The following is a 21,681-nucleotide window of genomic DNA, read 5'->3' on the forward strand; positions in this document are numbered from 1 at the left end:
TATGGCGCAGCAACGAAAACCTGTCGATGTGGTGCTGGTGGGATTCGGCTGGACTGGCGCCATCATGGCCAAAGAGCTCACTGATGCCGGGCTGCAAGTGCTGGCGCTGGAACGCGGCGAGCCGCGCGACACCAACCCGGACTTTTCCTTTCCGCGCATTGCCGATGAACTGACGTATGCCGTGCGGCATCGGCTTTTCCAGGACTTGTCTCGTGAAACGCTGACAATACGGCACCGCATGGACCAGCAGGCGCTGCCGTACCGGCAATTGGGTTCCTTCCTGCCGGGCGACGGCGTGGGCGGCGCGGGCGTGCACTGGAACGGCGTGCATTGGCGAGCCTATGCCGAAGAGCTGCGCCTGCGCTCGCATATCACGGAACGCTACGGCGCCGGATTCATTCCCCCGGACATGACCATCCAGGACTGGGGCGTGACGTACGAAGAACTCGAGCCCTTTTACGATCATTTTGAACGGGTGTGCGGCACGTCGGGGCAGGCGGGCAACGTGCAGGGCCGCCTGATCGAGGGCGGCAACCCGTTCGAAGCGCCGCGCAGCAGCGACTATCCGCTGCCCGCGCTGGATGCCTTGTATGACAGCGCGTTATTCGCGCAGGCGGCCGCAGACCTGGGGTATCACCCGTTTCCGCGCCCGGCCTCGAATGCGTCCGCCCCCTATACCAATCCGTATGGCGTGCAACTGGGCGAATGCAGCTTCTGCGGCTATTGCGAGCGTTTCGGCTGCTACAACTATTCGAAGGCATCGCCGCAGTCCACCATACTGCCGGTGCTGGTGCGGCGCGACAACTTCGAGCTGCGCACGCAGTGCTATGTCACGCGGGTCAACCTGGACAGCGATCGCCGGCAGGCCACCGGCGTTACCTATATCGACGGCACGGGTAATGAAGTCGATCAGCCCGCGCAACTGGTGATCCTGTGCGCTTACCAACTTCACAACGTGCGGCTGATGCTGCTGTCGGGCATCGGCCAACCCTATGATCCCGTGACCGGTGCGGGCGTGGTGGGCAAGAACTATTCGTACCAGATCATGGGCAGTGTCGATCTGTTCTATGGCGAGGACAAGATATTCAATCCGTTCATCGGTGCGGGCGGCGCCGGGCACGTCATCGACGACTTCAACGCCGACAACTTCGATCACGGGCCGCTGGGATTCATAGGCGGCGCCTACATCGGCCCGGGCCGCACCGGCGGGCGTCCGATCCAGCAGCTGACGCTCCCGTCGGATGCGCCGGCCTGGGGGTCGGGCTGGAAGCGTGCCGTAAAGAATCACTACCTGCACACCATGTCCATCAGTACGCATGGCACTGTCATGTCGTACCGCGACTGTTACCTGGATCTGGATCCCACGTACCGCGACGCAATGGGCTTGCCGCTGTTGCGCATGACCTTCGACTGGAAAGACAACGACCTGCGCATGACGCGCTACGTGACAGAACAGGCTGCCCGCATCGCGCGCCACATGCGCCCGCAGAAAATGGAGGTGTCGTACATTCAGCCTGGCAGCCATTACGATACGCGGCCGTACCAGACCACGCATAACGTGGGCGGCGCCATCATGGGCAGCGACCCGCGCAGCAGCGCGTTGAACAAGTTCCTGCAGAGCTGGGACGTGCCCAACGTGTTCGTCATGGGGGCGGGCGCCTTTCCGCAGAACCTGGGGTACAACCCTACCGGCACGGTGGGGGCGCTGGCGTATTTCTCGGCGCACGCCATCCGTACGCAGTACCTGTGCAATCCCGGGCCCTTGGTGGCGGCATGAAGCGCAAAGGCATCCTTATCGCAGGGGCGCTCATTGCGGTGACGGGCGCCGGCGCCTTTGCCGCATGGCTGTTTCACCCCGAGCCCGGCCCGGCTGCCCCGCATATTGCGCCCGCGTTGCCGCCGTCTATGGGCGCAAGCGCGCCGGTCCAGTCACAGGCCATGCTGCTGCGCGGCCAGTATCTGGCGCGTGCGGCCGACTGCGCGGCCTGCCACACCGCCAGGGGAGGCACCCCCTATGCAGGCGGCCTGCGCATGAACACTCCATTTGGCGCAATCCATTCCACCAACATCACGCCCCATGTGGTGCATGGCATTGGCGCCTATACCTATGAAGAGTTCGACCGTGCCGTGCGGCACGGCATACGCCGTGACGGCAAGTATCTTTATCCCGCGATGCCGTATCCGGAATACGCCGGCATTTCCGATGAAGACATGCAGGCGCTGTATGCGTATTTCATGAACGGCGTGCAGCCCAGCGCCGAAGCCAATCTCGACAATGCGTTGCCGTGGCCTTTCAGTGTCCGGGCCGGCCTGCGCGCGTGGAACGCGTGGTTCAAGCCCCCGGCGCCGCCCGCGCCGGATCCCGGCCGCGATCCGGACTGGCGGCGCGGCGCGTACCTGGTGCGCACCCTGGGGCATTGCGGGTCGTGCCATACGCCGCGCGGCATGTTGGGCCAGCCCAAGGCCATGTCGGAGGAGGACGGCGCCGATTACCTGGGCGGCGCCGTCCTCGACGACTGGTACGCACCCGGCCTGGCACGGTCGCTGAAAACCGGCGCGCGCACCTGGACGGAGGATGACATCGTCACCTACCTGGAGACGGGCCGCACCGAACACAAGGCGGCGTTCGGTCCCATGAGCGAGGTCGTGCAGCACAGCACACAATACCTGACCGACGCCGATCGGCGCGCCATCGCGGTTTACCTGCTGTCGCTGCCCGTGCCCGAAGACGACGATAAAGACACGGAACGCCTTGCCCAGCCCACGCAGGCATCCAGTGAGCTGGCGAACGCGACGCCGCGCAGCCTGGGTGCGCGCCTGTACCTGGACAACTGCATCGGCTGCCATCGCGCCGATGGACAAGGCGATCCGCGCACCTTTCCCGCGCTTGCCGGCAATAGCGCAATCATCAGTGACGACGCCACGTCGCTGATCCACATCATTCTGGCCGGATCGGCCATGCCGGCCACCGAACGCGCGCCCACGCCGCTGTCCATGCCCGGCTTCGCCTGGCGGCTGAGCGATGCGGAAGTCGCCGAACTGGCCAGCTATGTGCGCAGCAACTGGGGCAATGGGGCCAAGCCGGTATCGGCAGACGAAGTGGCCCAGGTGCGACGCAGCACCGGGTTGCCCGGGGCCCGCTGAAACGTTCGGGCCGTTCCTAATCGCCGCCGTATCTCCAGATCCATCTACGCGTTTATCCCTATATTGTAAGTAGCGCGTGACACACTACTATGCAGTGCAGTTATGTAGCGCGTCACGCATTACAATGGATACAACTCTCTCGATACCCGGGTACTGCACCTTATGCCGGTCGCGCTGCGGCGCGGTGAACCATGTCGAGCGCGGCCGCTTGGTGGCGGTGACTCCCCTGACAACTCATCCCACGGGGGGCGCGCTATGCGCAAAGGGGCGCGCTGCGCCCGAGATGGTCGGCGGAACCGGCCGCTTGCTGCGACCGATGCGGCGCACCAACCCCCGCGGCGCCGCCGATCCCGGCTGGCGCGAAATCAGCTGGACGGATGCGCTGGACGAGATTGCCGCGCGGCTGGCCGCCGCCCGCGACCAGCACGGAGCCGAGAGCGTCGCCTTCGCCGTTACCACGCCCAGCGGGACCCCCATGGTCGACAGTTTCGAGTGGGTGGAGCGGTTCATCCGCTTGTTCGGCAGCCCGAACCTCATTTATGCGGTGGAAGTCTGTGGCTGGCACAAGGACTACGCCCACGCGCTGACGTTTGGCCGAGGCATCGGCGTGCCGGACCTCGAACATACCGAGACCGTGCTGCTGTGGGGCCACAACCCCGCTCGTACCTGGCTGGCCCAGGCGTCGCGCATCGGCGCGGCGCGGCAGCGCGGAGCCAAGGTCGTGGTGGTTGATCCCCAGCGCGAAGGTTCCGGCCAGCAGGCAGACCTGTGGTTGCGGGTGCGTCCGGGCTCGGACGCTGCCCTTGCCTTGGGCGCCATACGCCATTTGTTGCGCTCACAGTGCTTTGACCGCGATTTCGTCGCGCGCTGGACGAACGGGCCGTGCCTGGTCGACCAGCAGACCGGGGCCCTGCTTCGCGCGCGCGACCTGTGGCCTGATGCGTCGGCGTCGGCACGCGTGGTCATGAGCGATGGCCGTCCCGTCGCCCAGGAGCCGGGCGCCGACCCGAGTCAGGTTGAACTGTTCGGCGCTTGGCCTGTGCAGGGGCATGACGGCCGCCGCTACGAGTGCGTCACCGTGCTGCAGATGCTGGCCGCCGCGGTGGACCACTACACCCCGGACACGGTGGCGGCGCTGGCGTGGCTCGACGAGGCCGACATAGCGCGGTTCAACGCGGTGTTCGAGAACTCGCCCCGCCTGTCATACCACGCGTGGACGGGGGTGGGGCAGCACACCAACGCGACGCAGACCGAACGGGCAATTGCTACGTTGTACGCCCTGACGGGGGCGTGCGACCGCCAGGGAGGCAACCTGTGGACAGTGGCGCCTCCTTATCGGGCCGTCAATACCTACGGCGATCTGCTGCCGCCAGGCCAGCGGGCAAAGGCGCTGGGGCTGGACGAGTTGCCACTTGGGCCGCCGGGCATGGGCTGGATCACCTCGCGCGATTTCGCCCGCGCCGTCCTGCAGCACGATCCTTATCCGGTGCGCACGCTGATGAGCTTCGGCACGAACCTGCTTGTCTCGCAGGCCGACACCGAGCGAAATCAGCAGGCCTTGCAGGCGCTGGATTTTCACGTGCATGTCGACATGTACATGAATCCCACAGCCTCGAACGCCGATATCGTGCTTCCGGCAAGCATGCCGTGGGAGCGCGAAGCGCTGAAGCTGGGCTTCGAGATTACTCAACACGCGGTTGAACATGTGCAGTTGCGTCCGCGCGCGCTCAACGCAATGGGCGAGTCGCGCGCGGACTACGAAATCGTGCTCGAGTTGGCAAAGCGCCTGGGCCTGCAAGACGAATTCTTCGGAGGCGACATCGAGGCGTGCTGGAATCACCAGCTCGAACCCCTGGGCATCACGGTACAGACATTGCGGCAGCATCCCGAAGGGATGCGATTTCCACAGGCGTTTGCGTACCGGAAATACGAAGCGCCCGTCGCCGGGCAACCGGCCGGTTTCCCTACGCCCGATCGGCGGGTGCAGCTATATTCCGAAGCCCTGCACCAGATCGGCCAGCCGGCCCTGCCCGCGTACGTCGAACCGGCCGATACGCCGGCGGGCCGTGCTGGCGAGTATCCGCTGGTTCTCACAACCGCAAAGAGCGGTTGGTTCGTGCACACCTCGCATCGTTACGTGGCATCGTTGCGGCGTAAATCCCCAGAGCCGCAGGCCACGATCAGCGCGGAACTCGCCCGGCTGCGGGGGATTGCGGCCGGCGATTGGCTGCGGATAAGCACGCCGTACGGCTCGGCCCGTCTGCGCGCCCGGATCAGCGACGACCTTCATGCAGGCGTTGTCATCGCCGAGTTTGGCTGGTGGCAGGCCTGCGAGGCCCTGGGACGGACGGGCATGCCCATTCTGGGCCCGCAGTCCAGCAGCATCAACGGTGCGCTGTCTGATTGCCACCGCGACCCGGTCAGCGGCTCGGTGCCGTTGCGCGCCATCGCCTGCCGGATCGAGCGCGAGCACCGACACCCTGTGGATGGCTGGGCGGGTGAGCGCGCCTTTCACATAACCCGGAAGCGGATCTTGTCGCAAGACGTGGCCGAATTCCGGCTGTCGCCTTGCGACGGGCAGCCGCTTGCCGATTTTCTGCCGGGGCAGCACGTCATTGTGTCGCTGCCCGGCACGGGCTTGCGGCGCGCCTATTCGCTCACGGGGCCTGATCGTGCGCCCCCGTATTTTTCTATCGCGGTGCGCAGGGTGTGCGGCGGGCCGGGGCCGGATGGCCAGGTGTCCACCGCGTTGCACCAGTTGGAAGAGGGCGCGCGTCTCCTGCTGAGCACACCCGCGGGGGTATTCACGCCGCCCCTGGATACCCGACGCCCCGTCATCCTGATGGCCAGCGGCATCGGCATCACGCCGTTTCGCGGATACCTGAAGGCGCTTGCGCATCGCGACGTTGCGCCGCCGTCCGTATGGCTGGTGCATGCGTGCCGCGACGGCGCCGCGCACCCTTACGGCGCGGATCTCGTCCGGCTCGCCGCTCGTGTCGGCACGGTGCGCCTGCACACCGTCTACGCACATCCCGCCGAGGGCGATGTGCTCGGGCGCGACTTCCACCACAGCGGACAACTGGCCTTCGACTGGCTGGCTCCAGCGCTGGTCGCGCAGCGGCCGCTGGTCTACCTGTGCGGATCCGACGGGTTCCTGGATCACTGCAGACAAGCGCTGGCGGCGCGCGGCATTCCGGGGTTCGACATCTTCACCGAAACCTTTCATAGCGAAACGCGCGTGCCGCCCACGCTGCAACCGCAGCCTGTCCAGATCGCCGGCGACGGCCTGCACTACAGCTGGAAGCCGGCCGACGGTTCCTTGCTGGATGCCGCAGAGCGCGCCGGCGTGCCGCTGCCCAGCGGCTGCCGGGTGGGGCAGTGCGAAAGCTGCGCCATGCGCATTGTGTCCGGCCAGGTCGTTCACCTGAGCGGTTTCGATGGTCCCTCTGACATCTGCCTGACCTGCCAGGCAGTGCCGATTACTCCCCTGGTTTTGCGCAGGTAACCCTGTTTCTCCTTCTTATTGGAGCGCACCATGTCAAATGAGCAACTCATGGCCGGCACGGCCGTCGGAAGACAGCAGCCATCCGGCAGTTTCGTAGAACGTTTCTCGCAGGCCGTTGTCGCCTGGTCTGAAAAGTGGTTTCCCGACGCCTATGTCTTCGTCGTGGTGGCCTGCGCGGTTGTCGGCGTGGGCGCCATACAGCACGGCGGCGATCCCCTGGCCGTCAGCCAGGCATTTGGAGAAGGGTTCTGGAGCATTATTCCGTTCACAATGCAGATGGCGCTGGTGGCGATCACCGGCTATGTCCTGGCAATGTCGCCGCCGGTCGCATGGATGCTGCGCGCGCTTGCGCGCGTGCCGTCCACATCGCGCGGCGCGGTCGTCTTCATCGGCACGCTCAGCATACTGTTGTCGCTGGTCAACTGGGGGCTGAGCCTGATCTTCTCGGGATTGCTGGTGCGCGAGATGGCGCGCCGGACAGATCTCCGGCTGGATTACCGGGCTGCGGGCGCGGCGGGCTATCTGGGCCTGGGGTGTGGCTTCACGCTGGGGATGAGCTCCTCGGCGGCACAGCTGCAGGCCACGCCTGCAAGCATTCCGGCGTCGCTCATGCCGATTACCGGCGTAATCGAATTTTCGCAAACCATCCTGACGTGGCAGAACCTGGTGGTGGTAGTTCTGGTGACGGCCGTTTCCGCGCTGGTGTGCTACTTCACGACCCCCAGCGCCGAAAACACCAAGACAGCGCAGGACCTGGGCGTGGACCTGACCCAGGACAAGCTGGCCGCCGCGCAGCGCCAGCGCCCCGGCGACTACCTGGAATTCAGCCCCTTGTTGACCATTGCTGTGCTTCTGCTGGCCGCCGGCTGGCTGTACGGCAAGTTCAGCAGCGGCAATCCGCTTATCACCTTGTCGCAGCTGAATACCTATAACTTCGTATTCCTGCTGCTGGGCCTGCTGTTGCATTGGCGGCCCCGCAGCTTTCTGGAAAGCTTCGGCCGGGCGATGCCCAGCATCGGCGGTGTACTGCTGCAGTTCCCTTTTTATGGCGGCATCGGCTATGTGCTTACTAAAGTGGTGAACACACACGGCCACACGCTGTCGGATGCGATCGCGACGTGGTTTGTAAGCCTTGCACACGACAGCACGATATTCACCATCCTGGTGAGCATCTACTCGGCGTTCCTGGGCTTCTTCATTCCCTCGGCCGGCGGCAAATGGGTGATCGAGGCGCCGTACATCATGGACGCGGCAAACCAGATCCAGGCGCACCTGGGTTGGACGGTGATGGTCTACAACATCGCCGAAACGCTGCCGAACTTCATCAATCCGTTCTGGATGCTGCCGCTGTTGGGCATTCTGCGGCTGAAATCCAAAGATCTGGTGGGGTACACCGCCATGCAGTTCCTGGTGCATTTCCCGATCGTGATCGCCGTCGCTGCCATCCTCATGCACACCTTCACCTACATCCCGCCCGTCATCCCGGGTCAGTGACTTTTCGCTTTGCAGAGCCATGAATACACAGCATATCGTCAACGAACCCATTCTCGATTACCGGCCGGAAAGCCCGGAACGCAGGCATCTGGAGCAGGCACTCGAAACGCTGCGCGGAGGCGACGCGAAAGTCCCGCTCGTGATCGGGGGGCAACGCATGTTGGGCGCCCGATCACGCGTGCTGACATGTCCGCACGAACACGCGCGCGCGTTGTGCACGGTGGGTCAGGCCGATGCGCAACTGGCTGCCACCGCCGTGCAGGCCGCGCTACGGGCGCAGCCCGCATGGTCGGCCATGCCATTTAACGAGCGGGCCGCAATCTTCCTGAGGGCCGCCGAACTGCTTGCGGGGCCCTGGCGGCAGAAGCTCAATGCGGCCACCATGGCCGGCCAGAGCAAGACCGTGCACCAGGCAGAGATCGATTCGGCCTGCGAACTGATCGATTTTCTGCGCTTCAACGTGGTCTTCGCCGAGCGCCTTCAGCAGATTCAGCCTCTATCGGTAAACAGCGCCAGCAACTCGCTGGAATATCGGCCGCTCGAAGGGTTTGTCTATGCAGTGTCGCCGTTCAACTTCACCGCCATCGGCGGCAACCTGCCATGTGCGCCAGCGCTCATGGGCAATACCGTGGTCTGGAAACCCGCGTTTTCAGCGTCGTTGAGCAACTACCTGATAATGGAATTGCTCGAGGCGGCGGGCCTGCCGCCCGGCGTCATCAACTTCGTGCCGGGCGATTCGTCCGCGGTCTCTGCCGCAGTGTTGCGGTCCGCCGATTTCGCCGGATTGCACTTCACCGGATCGACAGCTGTGTTCGATGCCTTGTGGCAACAGGTTGCCCGGAATCTGCCGGAGTATCGAACGTATCCCCGGCTGGTGGGCGAAACGGGCGGCAAGGACTTCGTAGTGGCGCATGCCTCGGCCGATGCGCGGGAATTGGCCGTGGCGCTGTTGCGCGGCGCGTTCGAATACCAGGGCCAGAAGTGCAGCGCGGCCTCGCGCGCCTATATCCCGGCTACCCTGTGGCCGCGCGTCAAAGAGGCCCTGCTGGACGACCTGGCCACCGTGCGCATGGGTGACGTGGCCGATTTCGGGGTGTTCATGGGAGCCGTCATCGACCGCAAGGCGTACGAGCGCATCATGGGCCATATCGATCGCGCGCCCGCGCAGGGAAGCACCGTACTGGCCGGCGGCAAAGGCGACGACCGGGTGGGCTATTTCATCGAGCCGACGGTCATCCAGGTATCCGACCCCAAAGCCATCACCATGCAGGAAGAGATCTTCGGGCCGGTGTTGTCGGTGTACGTGTATCCCGACGAGCGCTGGCACGACGTCATCGAACTGGTGGATCAGACCAGCCCGTACGCGCTGACCGGCGCCGTCTTCGCCAACGATCGCCATGCCATTGCACAGGCGCGCGCCGGCTTGCGGCATGCGGCCGGCAACTTCTACATCAACGACAAACCCACCGGCGCGGTGGTCGGCCAACAGCCGTTCGGCGGCGCCCGGCGCAGTGGCACCAATGATAAAGCCGGCTCGATGCTCAACCTGCAGCGATGGGTGTCGCCGCGCACGATCAAGGAAACCTGGGTGCCGCCGATGCAATACGGCTACCCGTCCATGGGCGATGCGGGATAGCCCGGGGCAGGGTGCTGCCGGTCGGGGCCGGCCGGCAGCGCGTGACACACTACCTTGTGGGGTTTGCTAAAGTACGGGTCCAGGAAGTTCGCACCACACGGAGGTAGCTGCATGGCCCGGATGGCGCCGCCCGCTAATCTTAGGGAATCGGTAATCGCACAGTTGCGCTCGCAGATCGTCACGGGCGCCGTGGCGCCGGGCAAGATCTATTCGGTTCCCAGCCTGGCCAGCGAGCTGGGCATCTCGACCACGCCGGTGCGCGAGGCACTGCTCGAGCTCAGCCGCGCCGGCCTGGTAGAACCTATGCGCAATCGCGGCTTCCGTGTCCAGGAAATCACCGAACAGGACCTGGAAAACCATTTTGACGTGCGCGTCATGCTCGAGTCAGGCGCCCTGGTTGCCCTGGCGCGCAAAGGCCTTACAGATACCGGGCCGCTGGTGGCATTGGCCGACGATGTCGCCCGGGCGGTGCGGGACGAAAACGTGGGCGAATACATCGAAACCGACCGACGTTTCCACGAGGCGCTGGTGGCGCGTGCCGGCAATCCGCTGTTGACGCGCATGATCATGGACTTGCGCGCCGACATGCGGCTGTATGGCATCAATTCGGCAGAAGGGCGCGAGCGCCAGCGCGCATCCGTCGACGAGCACTACCAGATGATCGAGCTGGCAGCGCAGCGCCGATGCGATGACATCGCCGAACTGATCACGCGTCACATACAGTCGTGGAAACCGCTGTTCGCCACCGCCTTGCAAAGGGGGTCTGCCGACCGCTGAGCCGGCCCGGATGGCCCCGGCGCCGCTCCCGGCCCGCCGTGCCCCTGAAGCAGTTGCTAGAATGCGTGCCGGCTTTTTTTCCATACACCGGCTCGCAACCATGAATCAATCGTCTTCTCCCCGCCTGGGCATCCTGCCCGGGCTGATCTTCAGTTCCCGCTGGCTCCAGTTGCCTCTGTACCTGGGCCTCATCGTCGCGCAGGGCGTCTATGTATTCCTGTTCCTGAAAGAGCTCTGGCATCTCGTCACCCATACCCAGAGCTTTGGTGAACTGGACGTCATGCTCATCGTCCTGGGCCTGATCGATGTCGTCATGATCTCGAACCTGCTCGTCATGGTGATCGTGGGAGGCTACGAAACCTTTGTATCGCGCCTGCGCCTGCAAGGGCATCCCGACCAGCCCGAATGGCTAAGTCACGTCAATGCCAGCGTGCTCAAGGTGAAGCTCGCCATGGCCATCATCGGCATTTCTTCCATCCACCTGCTGCGCACGTTCATCGAAGCCGGCAACATCGGCGCGCCCGGCGCCCGACTGACCGAATCCGGCGTCATGTGGCAGACCATCATCCACGTGGTGTTCATCCTGTCGGCAGTCGGCATTGCCTACGTCGACAAGCTGATGGCCCGGCTGGGCGGCAACGGCCATGCTGCCCATTAACTAACGCGGGCGGGAGCAGGGCGTCTACCCGGCCACGAGTGCCGACAGGCGGCCGCCCAGGTGTCCGCCCGGGTCGGCGAGGTCCAGCACGATGTCCATATGGTTGCGTCGCGCGACAGGTACGAGTTCCGCGGGCTGGCCGGTTTCGCGCAGCTTCCGGTACAGGGCGTGCGCCTGTCTCGTGAACGGGGGCGTCTCGTCCATGCCGTAAGCGATGACGCGCAGGGGGCCTTCATGCTGGACCGCATCCATCGGCGTCCAGGTGCGCGCTTCGGCGTGCGTCATCTGCGCTTCGTCTTTGAGGAAACTGTCAGGAATGCCGGATAGGTCATAAATGCCACTGACCAGCAGCATGCCGCGCAACGAAGGAAGCCGCGTGCCCGCGGGTTCGCAGGTGCCCGTGGCGGCGAGATAAGAAACCAGATGTGCACCGGCCGAATGTCCACTGGCCGTCATCCTGTCTGGCGCGGCGCCGAATGCCTCGGCATGGTCCTGCAGCCAGCAGGCGGCGCGGCGCACCTGGTCCACGATCGCCGGCAGGCGCACGCCGGGCATGAGGTCATATTCGACGAGGGCTGCAATTCCGCCTGCCGCAATAACTGGCGCGGCCACCAGTCGGTAGTTCACTTTTTCTCCGGAGCGCCAATAGCCCCCGTGGACCAATATGTGCAAGGGGGCGCCCGCTTGCGGGCTGCCGGGAAACACCAGATCCAGCGTTTCGCGCTTTCCCGTTCCGTAAGGAACATCGGGGCGCACGGTGCAACGCGAGCCTAGCGCTTGACTGCGCTCGGCGAACTCCGAGGCGATGTTGTCGAAGTCGGGCACGAAGTCCCGGATGCGATAGGCGTCGGTGCCTGTCATTCCTGTCTCCGCAGCGTTCCGTAACCGATTGGGACGTCGAAGGCTAGAAGTCTACGGCGTAATACTTGGGTTCGGTGAATTCCAGAATACCCGTGACGCCGCCTTCGCGCCCGAGTCCGCTCTGTTTTACTCCACCAAAAGGGGCGGCGGGGTCGGACACCAGGCCGCGGTTGATGCCCAGCATGCCGGTTTCCAGTCGCTTCCCCAGCCGCATCGCGCGCGGAATATCGCGCGTGTACAGGTAGGCCGCCAGTCCGTATTCGGTGTTATTGGCCATGGTCACCATCTCGTCTTCCGTGTCGAACCGGTAAACGGGCGCCACAGGGCCAAAGATCTCTTCCTGTGAGATGGCGGCGGCGGCGGGCACGTTGACCAGCACGGTGGGTGGATAAAAGAAGCCGGGGCCCTGCAGCGGGGCCCCTCCGGTGGTGGCCTGCGCGCCATGGCGCACCGCCGACGACACCAGGCGGTCTATCTTCTGGACGGCCGCGGGCGTGATCATGGGGCCGCATTGGGTTCGCGGATCATAGCCGGCGCCGACCCGCAAGCGCGCCATGCGGGCGGTCAACCCTTCGACGAACGCATCGTGGATGCCAGCCTGCACATAGAAGCGGTTGGCCGCTGTGCAGGCTTCGCCGGCATTGCGCATTTTGGCCACCATTGCGCCGTCCAACGCCGCGTCAAGATCCGCATCGTCCATGATGATGAACGGCGCGTTGCCGCCCAGCTCCATCGAGCAGCTGATTACGTGCCTGCCGGCTTCTGCCAGCAACAGTCGCCCCACCGAGGTCGAGCCCGTAAACGACAGCTTGCGCACCCGGGCGTCCGCCAGCATGGCGTTGGTGAGCTCGCCCGGCGATTGAGTGGTCAGGACATTGACGACCCCCGGCGGCACCCCGGCCTCTTCGCCCAGCCGCGCCATTGCGCAGGCAGTCAGGGGGGTCTCCAGCGCGGGTTTTAGCACCACGGTACAGCCTGCCGCCAGGGCCGGAGCAATCTTGCGGGCGGCCATGGCTGCCGGAAAATTCCAGGGTGTGATGAGCACGGCTATGCCGATGGGCTCGTGGTCGACCAATATGGTGTGTGATCCGGAAGGTGTGCGGCGATACTCGCCCTGGATGCGCGACGCTTCTTCCGAATACCAGCGGAAGAATTCGGCCGCGTAGGCCACTTCGCCACGCGCATCGGCCAGGGTCTTGCCATTTTCCAGCGAAATCAGCGTAGCAAGGGCGTCGGCATGTTCGGTCATCAGATGGAACCAGCGGCGCAGGATCTCCGCGCGGTGGCGCGCTGGCGTGGCGCGCCAGCCCGGGGCTGCCCCCGCTGCTGCATCGATAGCCGCCGTGGCATCTGCGATGCCGGCGTCCGCGATCTCTGTCAGCGTATCCCCAGTGGACGGATTTACCACCGGAACGCCGCGGCGTGGCAACCACTGCCCGTCGATGTACAGGCCTTGGGAATGCAGCAGGGGGTCGGCGTAGCCGGTCAGTTCGGGCAAAGGCATGATGCGCGGATCTCCAGACGGTAAGTGCATGATCAAAAGGTCATCGCGTGCCGGCATAGGCGACGTTGATCAGGCTGCGCATGTCTTCCGGCGGCAGGGCACGGGGGTTGTTCTGCACCAGTCGCGCAATGCTGCAACTCTGTTGCGCTACCCAGTCGATGTCGTGTTCCGCCAGCCCAAGGTCGCGCAGCGTGGGCGGAATGCCGATGCGTTCAAAGAGCCCGGCAATGGCCGGAATGACAGCGTGCTCATCCGGCAGGCGCAGGGTCTGGGCGATCTGGCGCAACTCAGTTTGGATGGCGGGCGTGTTCCACGCCATGACGTATGGAATCAGGCAGGCCACCCCTGCGCCGTGGGCTGTATGAGTCAGCGCGCCGACGGGGTACTGTATGGCATGCGCGGCCGCAGTGCCGGCGGCGCCGAACGCCAGCCCTGCCAGGGTTGCGCCCATCATGAGCTTGGCGCGCGCCTGGCGGTCCGATCCGTCGCGGTACGCCGCTTCCAACCCTTCCCAAAGCAGCGCCATCGCACGCAATGCAAAGTGGTCGGACAAGGCGTTCTTGCCGACGAATACCCGCTCTTGCGCTATGCCTGGCGTGGCCTCGCGCGTGATCGCCGTAAATGCCTCGATGGCGTGCGTCATGGCGTCCGCGCCGGAAATCGCTGTCAACCCGGGCGGGCAGCTTAGCGTGAGCTCGGGATCGCAAAGCGCGACGGTGGGCACCAGATAGGGGCTGGAAATACCCACCTTGAGGCTGCGTTCGCTATCGGACAGCACGGCGACCGGCGTGACTTCGGAGCCCGTGCCCGCGGTGGTGGGAAGGGCGATGACGGGCCGTATAGGGCCCGGCACCAGATGTTCGCCGTAGTAATCCTGCGGCGCACCGCCATGGGCGAGCAGAGTGGCCACGCATTTCGCCATGTCCAGGCACGATCCGCCTCCCACGCCGATCACCACCTCGGGCGCAAAATCGCGTGCCGCAGCGGCGCTGGCCTGGGCCGACTCCACGGGGACATCGGGCAGGGTGCTGCTATCAACTCGTACCGCCAGACCTTCCTGTTCGAGCTGCGCGACCATACCGTGCAGATCGTTATCGGCGGCGAGCCGTGCGTCGGTGATAAGTAGTGCCTTACGCCCCAATTTGCGGGCGATGCGCCCAAGCGCGTGCCGCTGGCCGTAGCCGAATATCAGCTCGCGGGGCGCCCGGACGGTGCCGTGCAGATTCATGAATAGCTCCTCGGGTGGCAACACGTGACGCCGCGATACTTCCGGCGCAAAAAAAATCGTATATCGGATCGTATATGATATTTTATTTGACATCAAATATCATATCTGCAAAAATGCGGCCGCATAGAACGCAGTATCAGGAGATAAACGTGGGATATGCAGCAGAACGACTGAACAAGCCAGCCGGCTTGCGGCCTGCCAGCATGGTTGACAATGTGTACGAGCACATCTACCACAAGCTTATGGCGCTGGAGATCGCTCCAGGCGCGCGCATTCCCATCGATGTCCTGGCGCGTGAAATGGGGGTGTCGCAGACCCCGGTGCGCGAAGCGCTGAACCGGCTCGAACGCGAAGGCCTGGTGCGCAAGGAACATCTCATTGGCTATAGCGCCGCCCCGCAATGGACGCGCAAGCAGTTCGAGGATCTCTACGCCTTTCGCCTGTTGCTCGAACCCCAGGCTGCCAGGCTCGCGGCCAAGAACATGACACCCGAGGCACTGGAATCGCTGGAGCGGTCGGCGGCCGATATGGGTCATGGCGAGCCGCCGGTCGACCGCAACACGCGGTATTCGAGGTTTGCCCGGGCCGACGCGAACTTTCACGACGAAATCATGCAGATCGCCGGCAACGAGGTGATCCGCTCGACCTTGTTCAACCTGCATGTGCACCTGCACATTTTCCGTCTGATGTTCCATACACGCGTGACGCAGGAAGCCCTGCAGGAGCACGAGACGCTGCTTTCCGCCTTCCGGGCCAACGACCCCGACGCAGCGCATTCGGCTATGTACGAGCACATACTCCGTTCGCGCGACAGGCTTCTTTCGGCTTTCGAATGAACGCGCACGCGCCCCCGCCTTTCGCCGCGGCCGGCACCGTACCGGTCGGCCCCGCCTTGCGGGCCGACAGCCTGGGCAAGGTTTACGGCGCCATCACGGTGCTTGCGGACATCTCGCTCGAACTAAAGGCCGGCGAAGTGCACGCCGTAATCGGCGAGAACGGCGCCGGCAAGTCCACGCTGATGAAGCTGCTGTCGGGCCACGCTGCGCCAACTACGGGCCAGCTATTCATGGATGGCAAGCCCGTGGCGTTTCCCGACGCCGTCGCGGCCGAGCAGGCGGGGATCGTGCTGATACACCAGGAGATCCTCCTGGCGCCAGACCTGACGGTGGCGCAGAACCTGTTCCTCGGGCGCGAAGTCGTGCGTGGACTGTCTGTCGACGACCGCTATATGAACCAGCGCGCCGCGCAACTGCTTGCCAGGGTGGGATCCGCTGCGCGGCCTCGCGACAGGGTGGGGCAGCTGCCGCTGGCACAGCGGCAGCTGGTACAGATCGCCCGCGCTCTGCTGGACGAACGCAAGCTTGTCATTTTCGATGAGCCTACGGCGGTCCTGGCGCACGGCGAAGTTTCCGCCCTCTTGGACATCGTCCGCAGCCTGCGCCACCATGGCGTCGCGGTGCTGTATATCTCGCATCGCCTGGACGAGGTGCAGGCGGTGGCGGACACCGTTACTGTTCTGCGTGACGGCCGCCTGGTGGGCACCTGGCCCGCAGCAGGAATGGGCCAGCGCCAGATGGCCGAACTTATGGTGGGGCGTTCGCTGGATATGCTTTATCCGCCTCGCCGACAGGTGCCCGGCGCGCCGCCCATTCTCTCGGTCACCGGCTTGGAGGTCGATGGAGGACTGCGCGCCGCGTCCTTTTGTGTCAGGCCTGGCGAGGTGCTCGGGCTGGCCGGCATGGTAGGGGCCGGACGCACCGAGCTGATGGAAGGCTTGATGGGCTTGCGGCCTTCGCGCGCACAAAGGGTGGAACTCAATGGCCGCGAAGTCCCGCTGCGGTCGGTTTCCACGATGATGGACGCCGGGCTCGTCTACCTGACCGAAGACCGCAAGGGCAAAGGCCTGCTGCTGAACGAAAGGCTGGGCCCCAACCTGACCTTGCACGCGCTGGATCGCGTCAATCCGTCTTTCATTATCGACCGGCAGGCCGAGACCTCCACCCTGCGCAAGGCGGTCTCTGACTTCGATATCCGGGTCCGCGCCCTGACGCTCGAGGCGGGAAAGCTCTCGGGCGGCAACCAGCAGAAACTGCTGCTGGCAAAGGTGATGCTGGCAAATCCGTCTGTGGTCATCATCGATGAGCCCACTCGTGGCGTGGACATCGGCAACAAGAGCCAGATATACGAAATCATCGATGCGTTGGTCAGCGCGGGCAAGGCCTGCATTGTCATCTCGTCGGAAATGCAAGAACTGGTTGGCCTGTCGGACCGGGTTCTGGTGATGCGCGCGGGGCGCATCGTCGCCGAGTTCGCGGGCGATGACATCAACGAAGAGAACATTGTGTACGCCGCCACGACCGGTGGCATGGGAACACAAGGGGAGACATCACATGGCCACTGCGACCGCCACGATCGCCGCCAACGAAGGCGGCCGCCGCATCCGCTGGGCTGACCTGGCGCCATTCATCGCGCTGGCCGTCATCCTGATACTGGGCGCACTGATCAACCCAAATTTCATTTCGCCCGCGAACCTGGCCAACGTCGTCACCCGCAGCGCTTTCATCGCGATCATTGCGGTGGGCGCAACCTTCGTGATTTCTTCGGGCGGGCTCGACCTGTCGGTCGGTTCGATGATGGCGTTCGTGACCGGCATCATGATCATGACCATGAACGCCCTGGAACCGGCATTCGGCAATTGGGCCATTCCGCTGGGAGCGTGCATGGCCATCGTCGTGGGATTGCTCTGCGGCCTGTTCAACGGGCTGATCGTGACGGTGGGGCGCATCGAGCCATTTATCGTGACGCTTGGAACGATGGGAATTTTCCGCGCGCTGATCACCTTCATGACCAATGGCGGCTCGCTGCCTATCGATCGCAGCCTGCGCGAGGCCTACCGGCCCGTTTACTTCGGCAATTTTCTGGGGGTGCCATACCCGGTGCTGATCACACTGGTTGTGGTAATTGCGGGCGCGTTCCTGCTCTACCGGACCAAGTACGGGCGCCACTTGACATCGGTAGGCTCCAACGCCGAAGTCGCGCGTTTCTCCGGGGTCAACGTCAACCGCGTGCGCACAATGGCGTTTGCGCTGCAGGGCCTGTGCGTTGCGGTGGCCGCAATCTGCTATGTGCCCAGGTTGGGAGCCGCGACCCCCACTACAGGCCAGCTCTGGGAACTGCAGGTCATCACGGCCGTCGTCATCGGCGGAACACTGCTCAAGGGTGGAAAAGGCCGCGTCTTGGGCACGGTAGCCGGTGCCGTCATCCTTGAAGTCATTGCCAATGTCATGGTCCTGTCCGACCTGGTGTCCGAATATCTTATTGCCGCGGTGCAGGGGGCGATCATCATCATTGCCATGCTGGCCCATCGATTTACCAACAGCCGCTCATAAGGCGTAGTCCATAACGGAGGAAGACATGAAAGCAATCAAGGCATTGTCGGCCGCGACACTTGCGGCCGGCCTGGCGATGGGTAGCGCGCCGGCGCACGCCAAAGACGTCACGATCGCCGTTTCCATACCCGCAGCCACCCACGGCTGGACCGGTGGCGTGGTGTACCACGCCGAACAGGCCGCCAAGGAAATCGAGAAAGCGTTCCCCCACATCGACGTGGTCGTGTCCACGGCACAATCGGCGACCGCACAAGTGTCCGCACTCGAAGATCTGTCGGCCACCCGTAAGCTCGACGCGCTCGTGATTCTTCCGTTCACGTCCGAAGAGTTGACGGGGCCGGTGTCGCAGTTGAAGGCCAAGGGCACCTTCATTTCGGTAGTGGACCGTGGGCTTACCGATCCGTCAGTACAGGATCTCTACGTGGCTGGCGACAACATCGCCGTCGGGGCGAACACCGCTCGCTGGCTTGCCGAGCAGTTGGGCGGCAAGGGACAGATCGTCGTGCTGCGTGGCATCCCCACCGTGATCGACGACGAGCGTATCAAGGGTTTTTCGGACGTCATCGCCAAGACCGATATCAAGATCCTCGACATCCAGTATGCCAATTGGAACCAGGACGAGGCGTTTCGGCTGATGCAGGACTATCTGTCTAAGTATCCCAAGATCGATGCCGTCTGGGCCAACGACGACGACATGCTGCTGGGCGTCATCGAGGCGGTCGATCAGGCGCGCCGCACCGACATCAAGTACGCGCTGGGCGGTAACGGCATGAAGCAGGTCATCGAAATGGTCAAGGCCGGGGACAAGCGCACCCCCATTTCCACGCCGTATCCGCCCTCAATGATCAAGTCGGCGATGTACATGACGGCAAGCCAATTTGCGGGGCAGGCGCCCATGCGTGGTTCGTTCCTGCTGGATGCGCCGCTGATCACGAGCCAGAACGCCGACCAGTTTTATTTCCCGAAATCGCCGTTCTGATCTGAAACCTGCGTTCTGCCGCGGCGGGACGCGGCTTTCGAACCATCACCCATCAGGAGACAAGCTATGGGCAAGAAGATTCTTATGCTCACCGGTGAATTCACCGAAGAATATGAGATCTACGTGTTCCAGCAGGGCATGCAGGCGGTCGGGCACGTCGTGCATGTCGTCTGCCCGGACAAAAAAGCCGGCGATCGCATCAAGACCTCGTTGCACGACTTCGAGGGTGACCAGACCTATACGGAAAAACTGGGTCACTACGCCGACATCAACAAGACATTTTCGGAGGTCAATGTCGAGGAGTACGACGCGATCTACGCGGCGGGCGGCCGCGGCCCGGAATACATCCGCACCGATCCACGCGTGCAGGCAATGGTGCGCCACTTCCATGAAAGCGGCAAACCGATTTTCACGATCTGCCATGGGGTGCAGATCCTGATGGCGGTGCCGGGTGTCCTGAAAGGCCGCAAGGTGGCCGGCCTGGGCGCGTGCGAACCCGAGGTCACCGCCGTTGGCGGTACCTTCATCGACGTCAAACCTGATGAAGCATACGTAGATGGCAACATGGTGTCGGCCAAGGGCTGGACAGGCCTGGCCGCGTTCATGCGCGAATGCCTGAAGGTCCTGGGCACGCGGATCTTGCACGACTGAGCGCACTTCCGCTGCGCGCGCCGACCGCATCACCGCTCGGCATCACTCGCCTGCGCACGCGGATCGCAGGCCGTGGTTAAAAAAATAGCCAGCACCCCAGGGTGCTGGCTATTTACGACGGCAAACTGCGGAAATTCTGGTGGAGCCGGGGGGAATTGAACCCCCGTCCGCAAGCCCTCCGCAACCAGTTCTACATGCTTAGTCGGCCTATTTGGATTTAACCCTGGACTTAGCCAACCGACAGGCCGGACCAGGGCGATTCACGTAATTTAAGCCTGTGCCGTGTGACCCCAGCACAAACCGATTCCTTGTAAATGTCGCTGCTGCGGTTCGGGGTTGCCCCCTGGGAAGTTGCCTTCCCCCGCCTGACCCAAGGACAGATCAGTGCAGCGGCTCACCGATTAAGCGGCGAGAGCGAAACGCTCGTCGTTGGCGTTTGTAGTGTTCCAGTGGATTAACGAGCTTACTGGTGCTCGGCATGCCCTGAGTTGTTTCGCGACCCACGTCGAATCCGGATCGGCCCCAAGTAGTTCTATTGTACTCCGATCCGCGTGTCGGGGTGCGGCCCGGTCAGGCGGCGGTGCTCGCCGGGCGCTGCGTCGCACGGCGCGGCCGCACGGCGAGCAGCAGTCCCACGGCCATGGCGGCTACGACCAGGCCGGCCGCCGCCAGGCCCAACTTGGCCAGGCCGAAATGGTCGATCACATACCCGCCCGCCATCGCACCCAGGCCGATGCCGATATTGGCGCCCGAAATGTTCAGCGACGCGGCAAATGCAGGCGCGGATGGAGCCGACTTCATGACCCGCACGTGGCACACCACGAACAGCCCCGCCTGCGCGATTCCCCATATGCCCAGCGATACGGCGAGCATGCCAGGCGCCTGCATCGCCGACCCCAGCGCCGCCAGCGCGGCCGTCATCATGGCGGCAAACAGCAACGTCGCGCCCAGCGCACTGCGGTCGGCCAGCCGGCCGCCCGCCCAGTTGCCCAGCATGCCGATCGCGCCGAAGGCCATCATCGACCATCCCACCCACTGCCCATTGAAGCCCGCCAGGCGTTCGAGCATGTCGGCCAGATAGGTATAGGCCGTGAACATGCCGGTAAACACCAGCAGCGAAAGCAACACGTGTCCCGCGACCCGCGGGTCTCGCAGCACGCGCACCTGGGCTGCCAGCGCAACGGGCTGCGTTACGCGCGACGGGTCGGGAAAGAACGCCCATAGCAGTGCGGCCTTGGCAAATGCCGCCGCCGCCAGCACGCCGAATGCAATTCGCCATCCGAAGGCATCGGAGATCAGCACGCCCAGGGGGATGCCGAATATCGTGGCCGCGACGATGCCGAATGCCACCATGGAGACCGCGCGCCCACCCCGCGCCGGGCCGCCCAGTTCCATGGCGGTCGCGCTTGCCAGCGACCAGAACACGGGCAGCGCCAGGGCGGGCACGAAGCGCGCCAGGGCCATGACGCCGATATCCGGCGCCAGTGCGGCAAGGGTGTTCGCCAATCCGAACAACGCCAGCACGCCCACGAACAGGCGCTTGCGGTTCACGTTGGCCATCAGGGCCGTCAACAGGGGGCCCGTGGCGGCAACGGTGAAGGCGAACAGGGTAACCAGCAGGCCCGCCTGTGATACAGATACCTGCAGGTCGCGCGCCAGTGGCGGCAACAGGCCGACGATCAGGAACTCAGTCGTCAGTACGGTAAAGCCGGCTGTGGACAGCAAAAGAATAGGCAATAGCATTGCAACGTGACGCGGCACGCGGCCGCGCACAGAAAAGCGGGGTGGTGGGGAAGTGATGAAGACCTGGATGCCGGGATCCGGGCCACGCCGCGGAGAGAGGAGCGGCGGGCCG

At 64.2% G+C, this 21,681-nt stretch carries 16 protein-coding genes and 1 other RNA gene; 12 read left to right on the plus strand and 5 right to left on the minus strand.

Features of this window, described 5'->3' with window-relative positions; all coding sequences use genetic code 11:
• The first annotated feature begins 1 nt into the window (after position 1).
• From CAL19_RS05510 to CAL19_RS05540, 7 genes are all read left to right on the plus strand, one after another.
• On the plus strand, positions 2-1,777 hold the full coding sequence (locus tag CAL19_RS05510) for a GMC family oxidoreductase (protein WP_094796213.1): 1,776 nt from the start codon (positions 2-4) through the stop codon (positions 1,775-1,777).
• On the plus strand, positions 1,774-3,144 hold the full coding sequence (locus CAL19_RS05515) for a c-type cytochrome (protein ID WP_212589888.1): 1,371 nt from the start codon (positions 1,774-1,776) through the stop codon (positions 3,142-3,144). The genes CAL19_RS05510 and CAL19_RS05515 overlap by 4 nt, the downstream gene beginning before the upstream one ends.
• Before the next feature lie 124 nt (positions 3,145-3,268).
• Positions 3,269-6,649 (plus strand): molybdopterin-dependent oxidoreductase, encoded by a 3,381-nt coding sequence (locus CAL19_RS05520; protein WP_094796214.1) that lies wholly within the window; start codon positions 3,269-3,271, stop codon positions 6,647-6,649.
• A 30-nt stretch (positions 6,650-6,679) separates the two neighbouring features.
• Positions 6,680-8,143: a short-chain fatty acid transporter gene (locus tag CAL19_RS05525; RefSeq protein WP_094796215.1), complete on the plus strand. Its 1,464-nt coding sequence runs from the start codon at positions 6,680-6,682 to the stop codon at positions 8,141-8,143.
• Between the two features lie 19 nt (positions 8,144-8,162).
• Positions 8,163-9,779 (plus strand): L-glutamate gamma-semialdehyde dehydrogenase, encoded by a 1,617-nt coding sequence (pruA, locus tag CAL19_RS05530; protein ID WP_094796216.1) that lies wholly within the window; start codon positions 8,163-8,165, stop codon positions 9,777-9,779.
• A gap of 120 nt (positions 9,780-9,899) precedes the next feature.
• The gene (locus tag CAL19_RS05535) at positions 9,900-10,556 is read left to right on the plus strand and encodes a GntR family transcriptional regulator (protein ID WP_094796217.1); all 657 of its coding nucleotides are present in this window, start codon (positions 9,900-9,902) and stop codon (positions 10,554-10,556) included.
• Between the two features lie 100 nt (positions 10,557-10,656).
• Entirely contained in the window at positions 10,657-11,214 is a 558-nt protein-coding gene (locus CAL19_RS05540; RefSeq protein WP_026640502.1) for a TIGR00645 family protein, read from the plus strand.
• Between the two features lie 24 nt (positions 11,215-11,238).
• Here CAL19_RS05540 and CAL19_RS05545 read toward each other — a convergent pair whose 3' ends face one another.
• Genes CAL19_RS05545 through CAL19_RS05555 form a run of 3 tightly spaced genes read right to left on the minus strand, consistent with a single transcriptional unit; the run spans position 11,239 to position 14,807 of the window.
• Positions 11,239-12,075, minus strand: coding sequence for an alpha/beta hydrolase (locus tag CAL19_RS05545; RefSeq protein ID WP_094796218.1), 837 nt, complete (start codon positions 12,073-12,075; stop codon positions 11,239-11,241).
• 43 nt (positions 12,076-12,118) lie between these two features.
• On the minus strand, positions 12,119-13,579 hold the full coding sequence (locus CAL19_RS05550) for an NAD-dependent succinate-semialdehyde dehydrogenase (protein WP_094796406.1): 1,461 nt from the start codon (positions 13,577-13,579) through the stop codon (positions 12,119-12,121).
• Positions 13,580-13,619: 40 nt separating this feature from the next.
• A complete protein-coding gene (locus tag CAL19_RS05555) occupies positions 13,620-14,807 on the minus strand; it encodes an iron-containing alcohol dehydrogenase (RefSeq protein WP_094796219.1) in 1,188 nt (395 codons plus the stop codon).
• Positions 14,808-14,956: 149 nt separating this feature from the next.
• Between CAL19_RS05555 and CAL19_RS05560 the strand changes: the two genes are divergently transcribed.
• The 5 genes from CAL19_RS05560 to CAL19_RS05580 all read left to right on the plus strand — a co-directional run bounded on the left by CAL19_RS05560 (position 14,957) and on the right by CAL19_RS05580 (position 19,826).
• Complete coding sequence (locus CAL19_RS05560) at positions 14,957-15,643, plus strand: GntR family transcriptional regulator (protein ID WP_249276255.1); 687 nt, start codon at positions 14,957-14,959, stop codon at positions 15,641-15,643.
• The gene (locus CAL19_RS05565) at positions 15,640-17,259 is read left to right on the plus strand and encodes a sugar ABC transporter ATP-binding protein (protein ID WP_094796220.1); all 1,620 of its coding nucleotides are present in this window, start codon (positions 15,640-15,642) and stop codon (positions 17,257-17,259) included. Before CAL19_RS05560 ends, CAL19_RS05565 begins: the two co-directional genes overlap by 4 nt.
• Positions 17,198-18,196: an ABC transporter permease gene (locus tag CAL19_RS05570; RefSeq protein WP_094796221.1), complete on the plus strand. Its 999-nt coding sequence runs from the start codon at positions 17,198-17,200 to the stop codon at positions 18,194-18,196. Before CAL19_RS05565 ends, CAL19_RS05570 begins: the two co-directional genes overlap by 62 nt.
• Before the next feature lie 25 nt (positions 18,197-18,221).
• Positions 18,222-19,175 carry a substrate-binding domain-containing protein gene (locus CAL19_RS05575; protein ID WP_026640508.1) on the plus strand — a complete coding sequence of 318 codons (954 nt, stop codon included), beginning with the start codon at positions 18,222-18,224 and terminating at the stop codon, positions 19,173-19,175.
• Between the two features lie 66 nt (positions 19,176-19,241).
• On the plus strand, positions 19,242-19,826 hold the full coding sequence (locus tag CAL19_RS05580; RefSeq protein ID WP_038852472.1) for a DJ-1/PfpI family protein: 585 nt from the start codon (positions 19,242-19,244) through the stop codon (positions 19,824-19,826).
• A 137-nt stretch (positions 19,827-19,963) separates the two neighbouring features.
• Here CAL19_RS05580 and ssrA read toward each other — a convergent pair.
• Positions 19,964-20,350: a transfer-messenger RNA gene (ssrA, locus tag CAL19_RS05585) on the minus strand.
• Positions 20,351-20,396: 46 nt separating this feature from the next.
• Positions 20,397-21,569 carry an MFS transporter gene (locus tag CAL19_RS05590; RefSeq protein ID WP_094796222.1) on the minus strand — a complete coding sequence of 391 codons (1,173 nt, stop codon included), beginning with the start codon at positions 21,567-21,569 and terminating at the stop codon, positions 20,397-20,399.
• Positions 21,570-21,681: the final 112 nt, after the last annotated feature.

It is taken from the genome of Bordetella genomosp. 7 (genome assembly GCF_002261265.1).
Lineage (GTDB): Bacteria > Pseudomonadota > Gammaproteobacteria > Burkholderiales > Burkholderiaceae_B > Bordetella_A.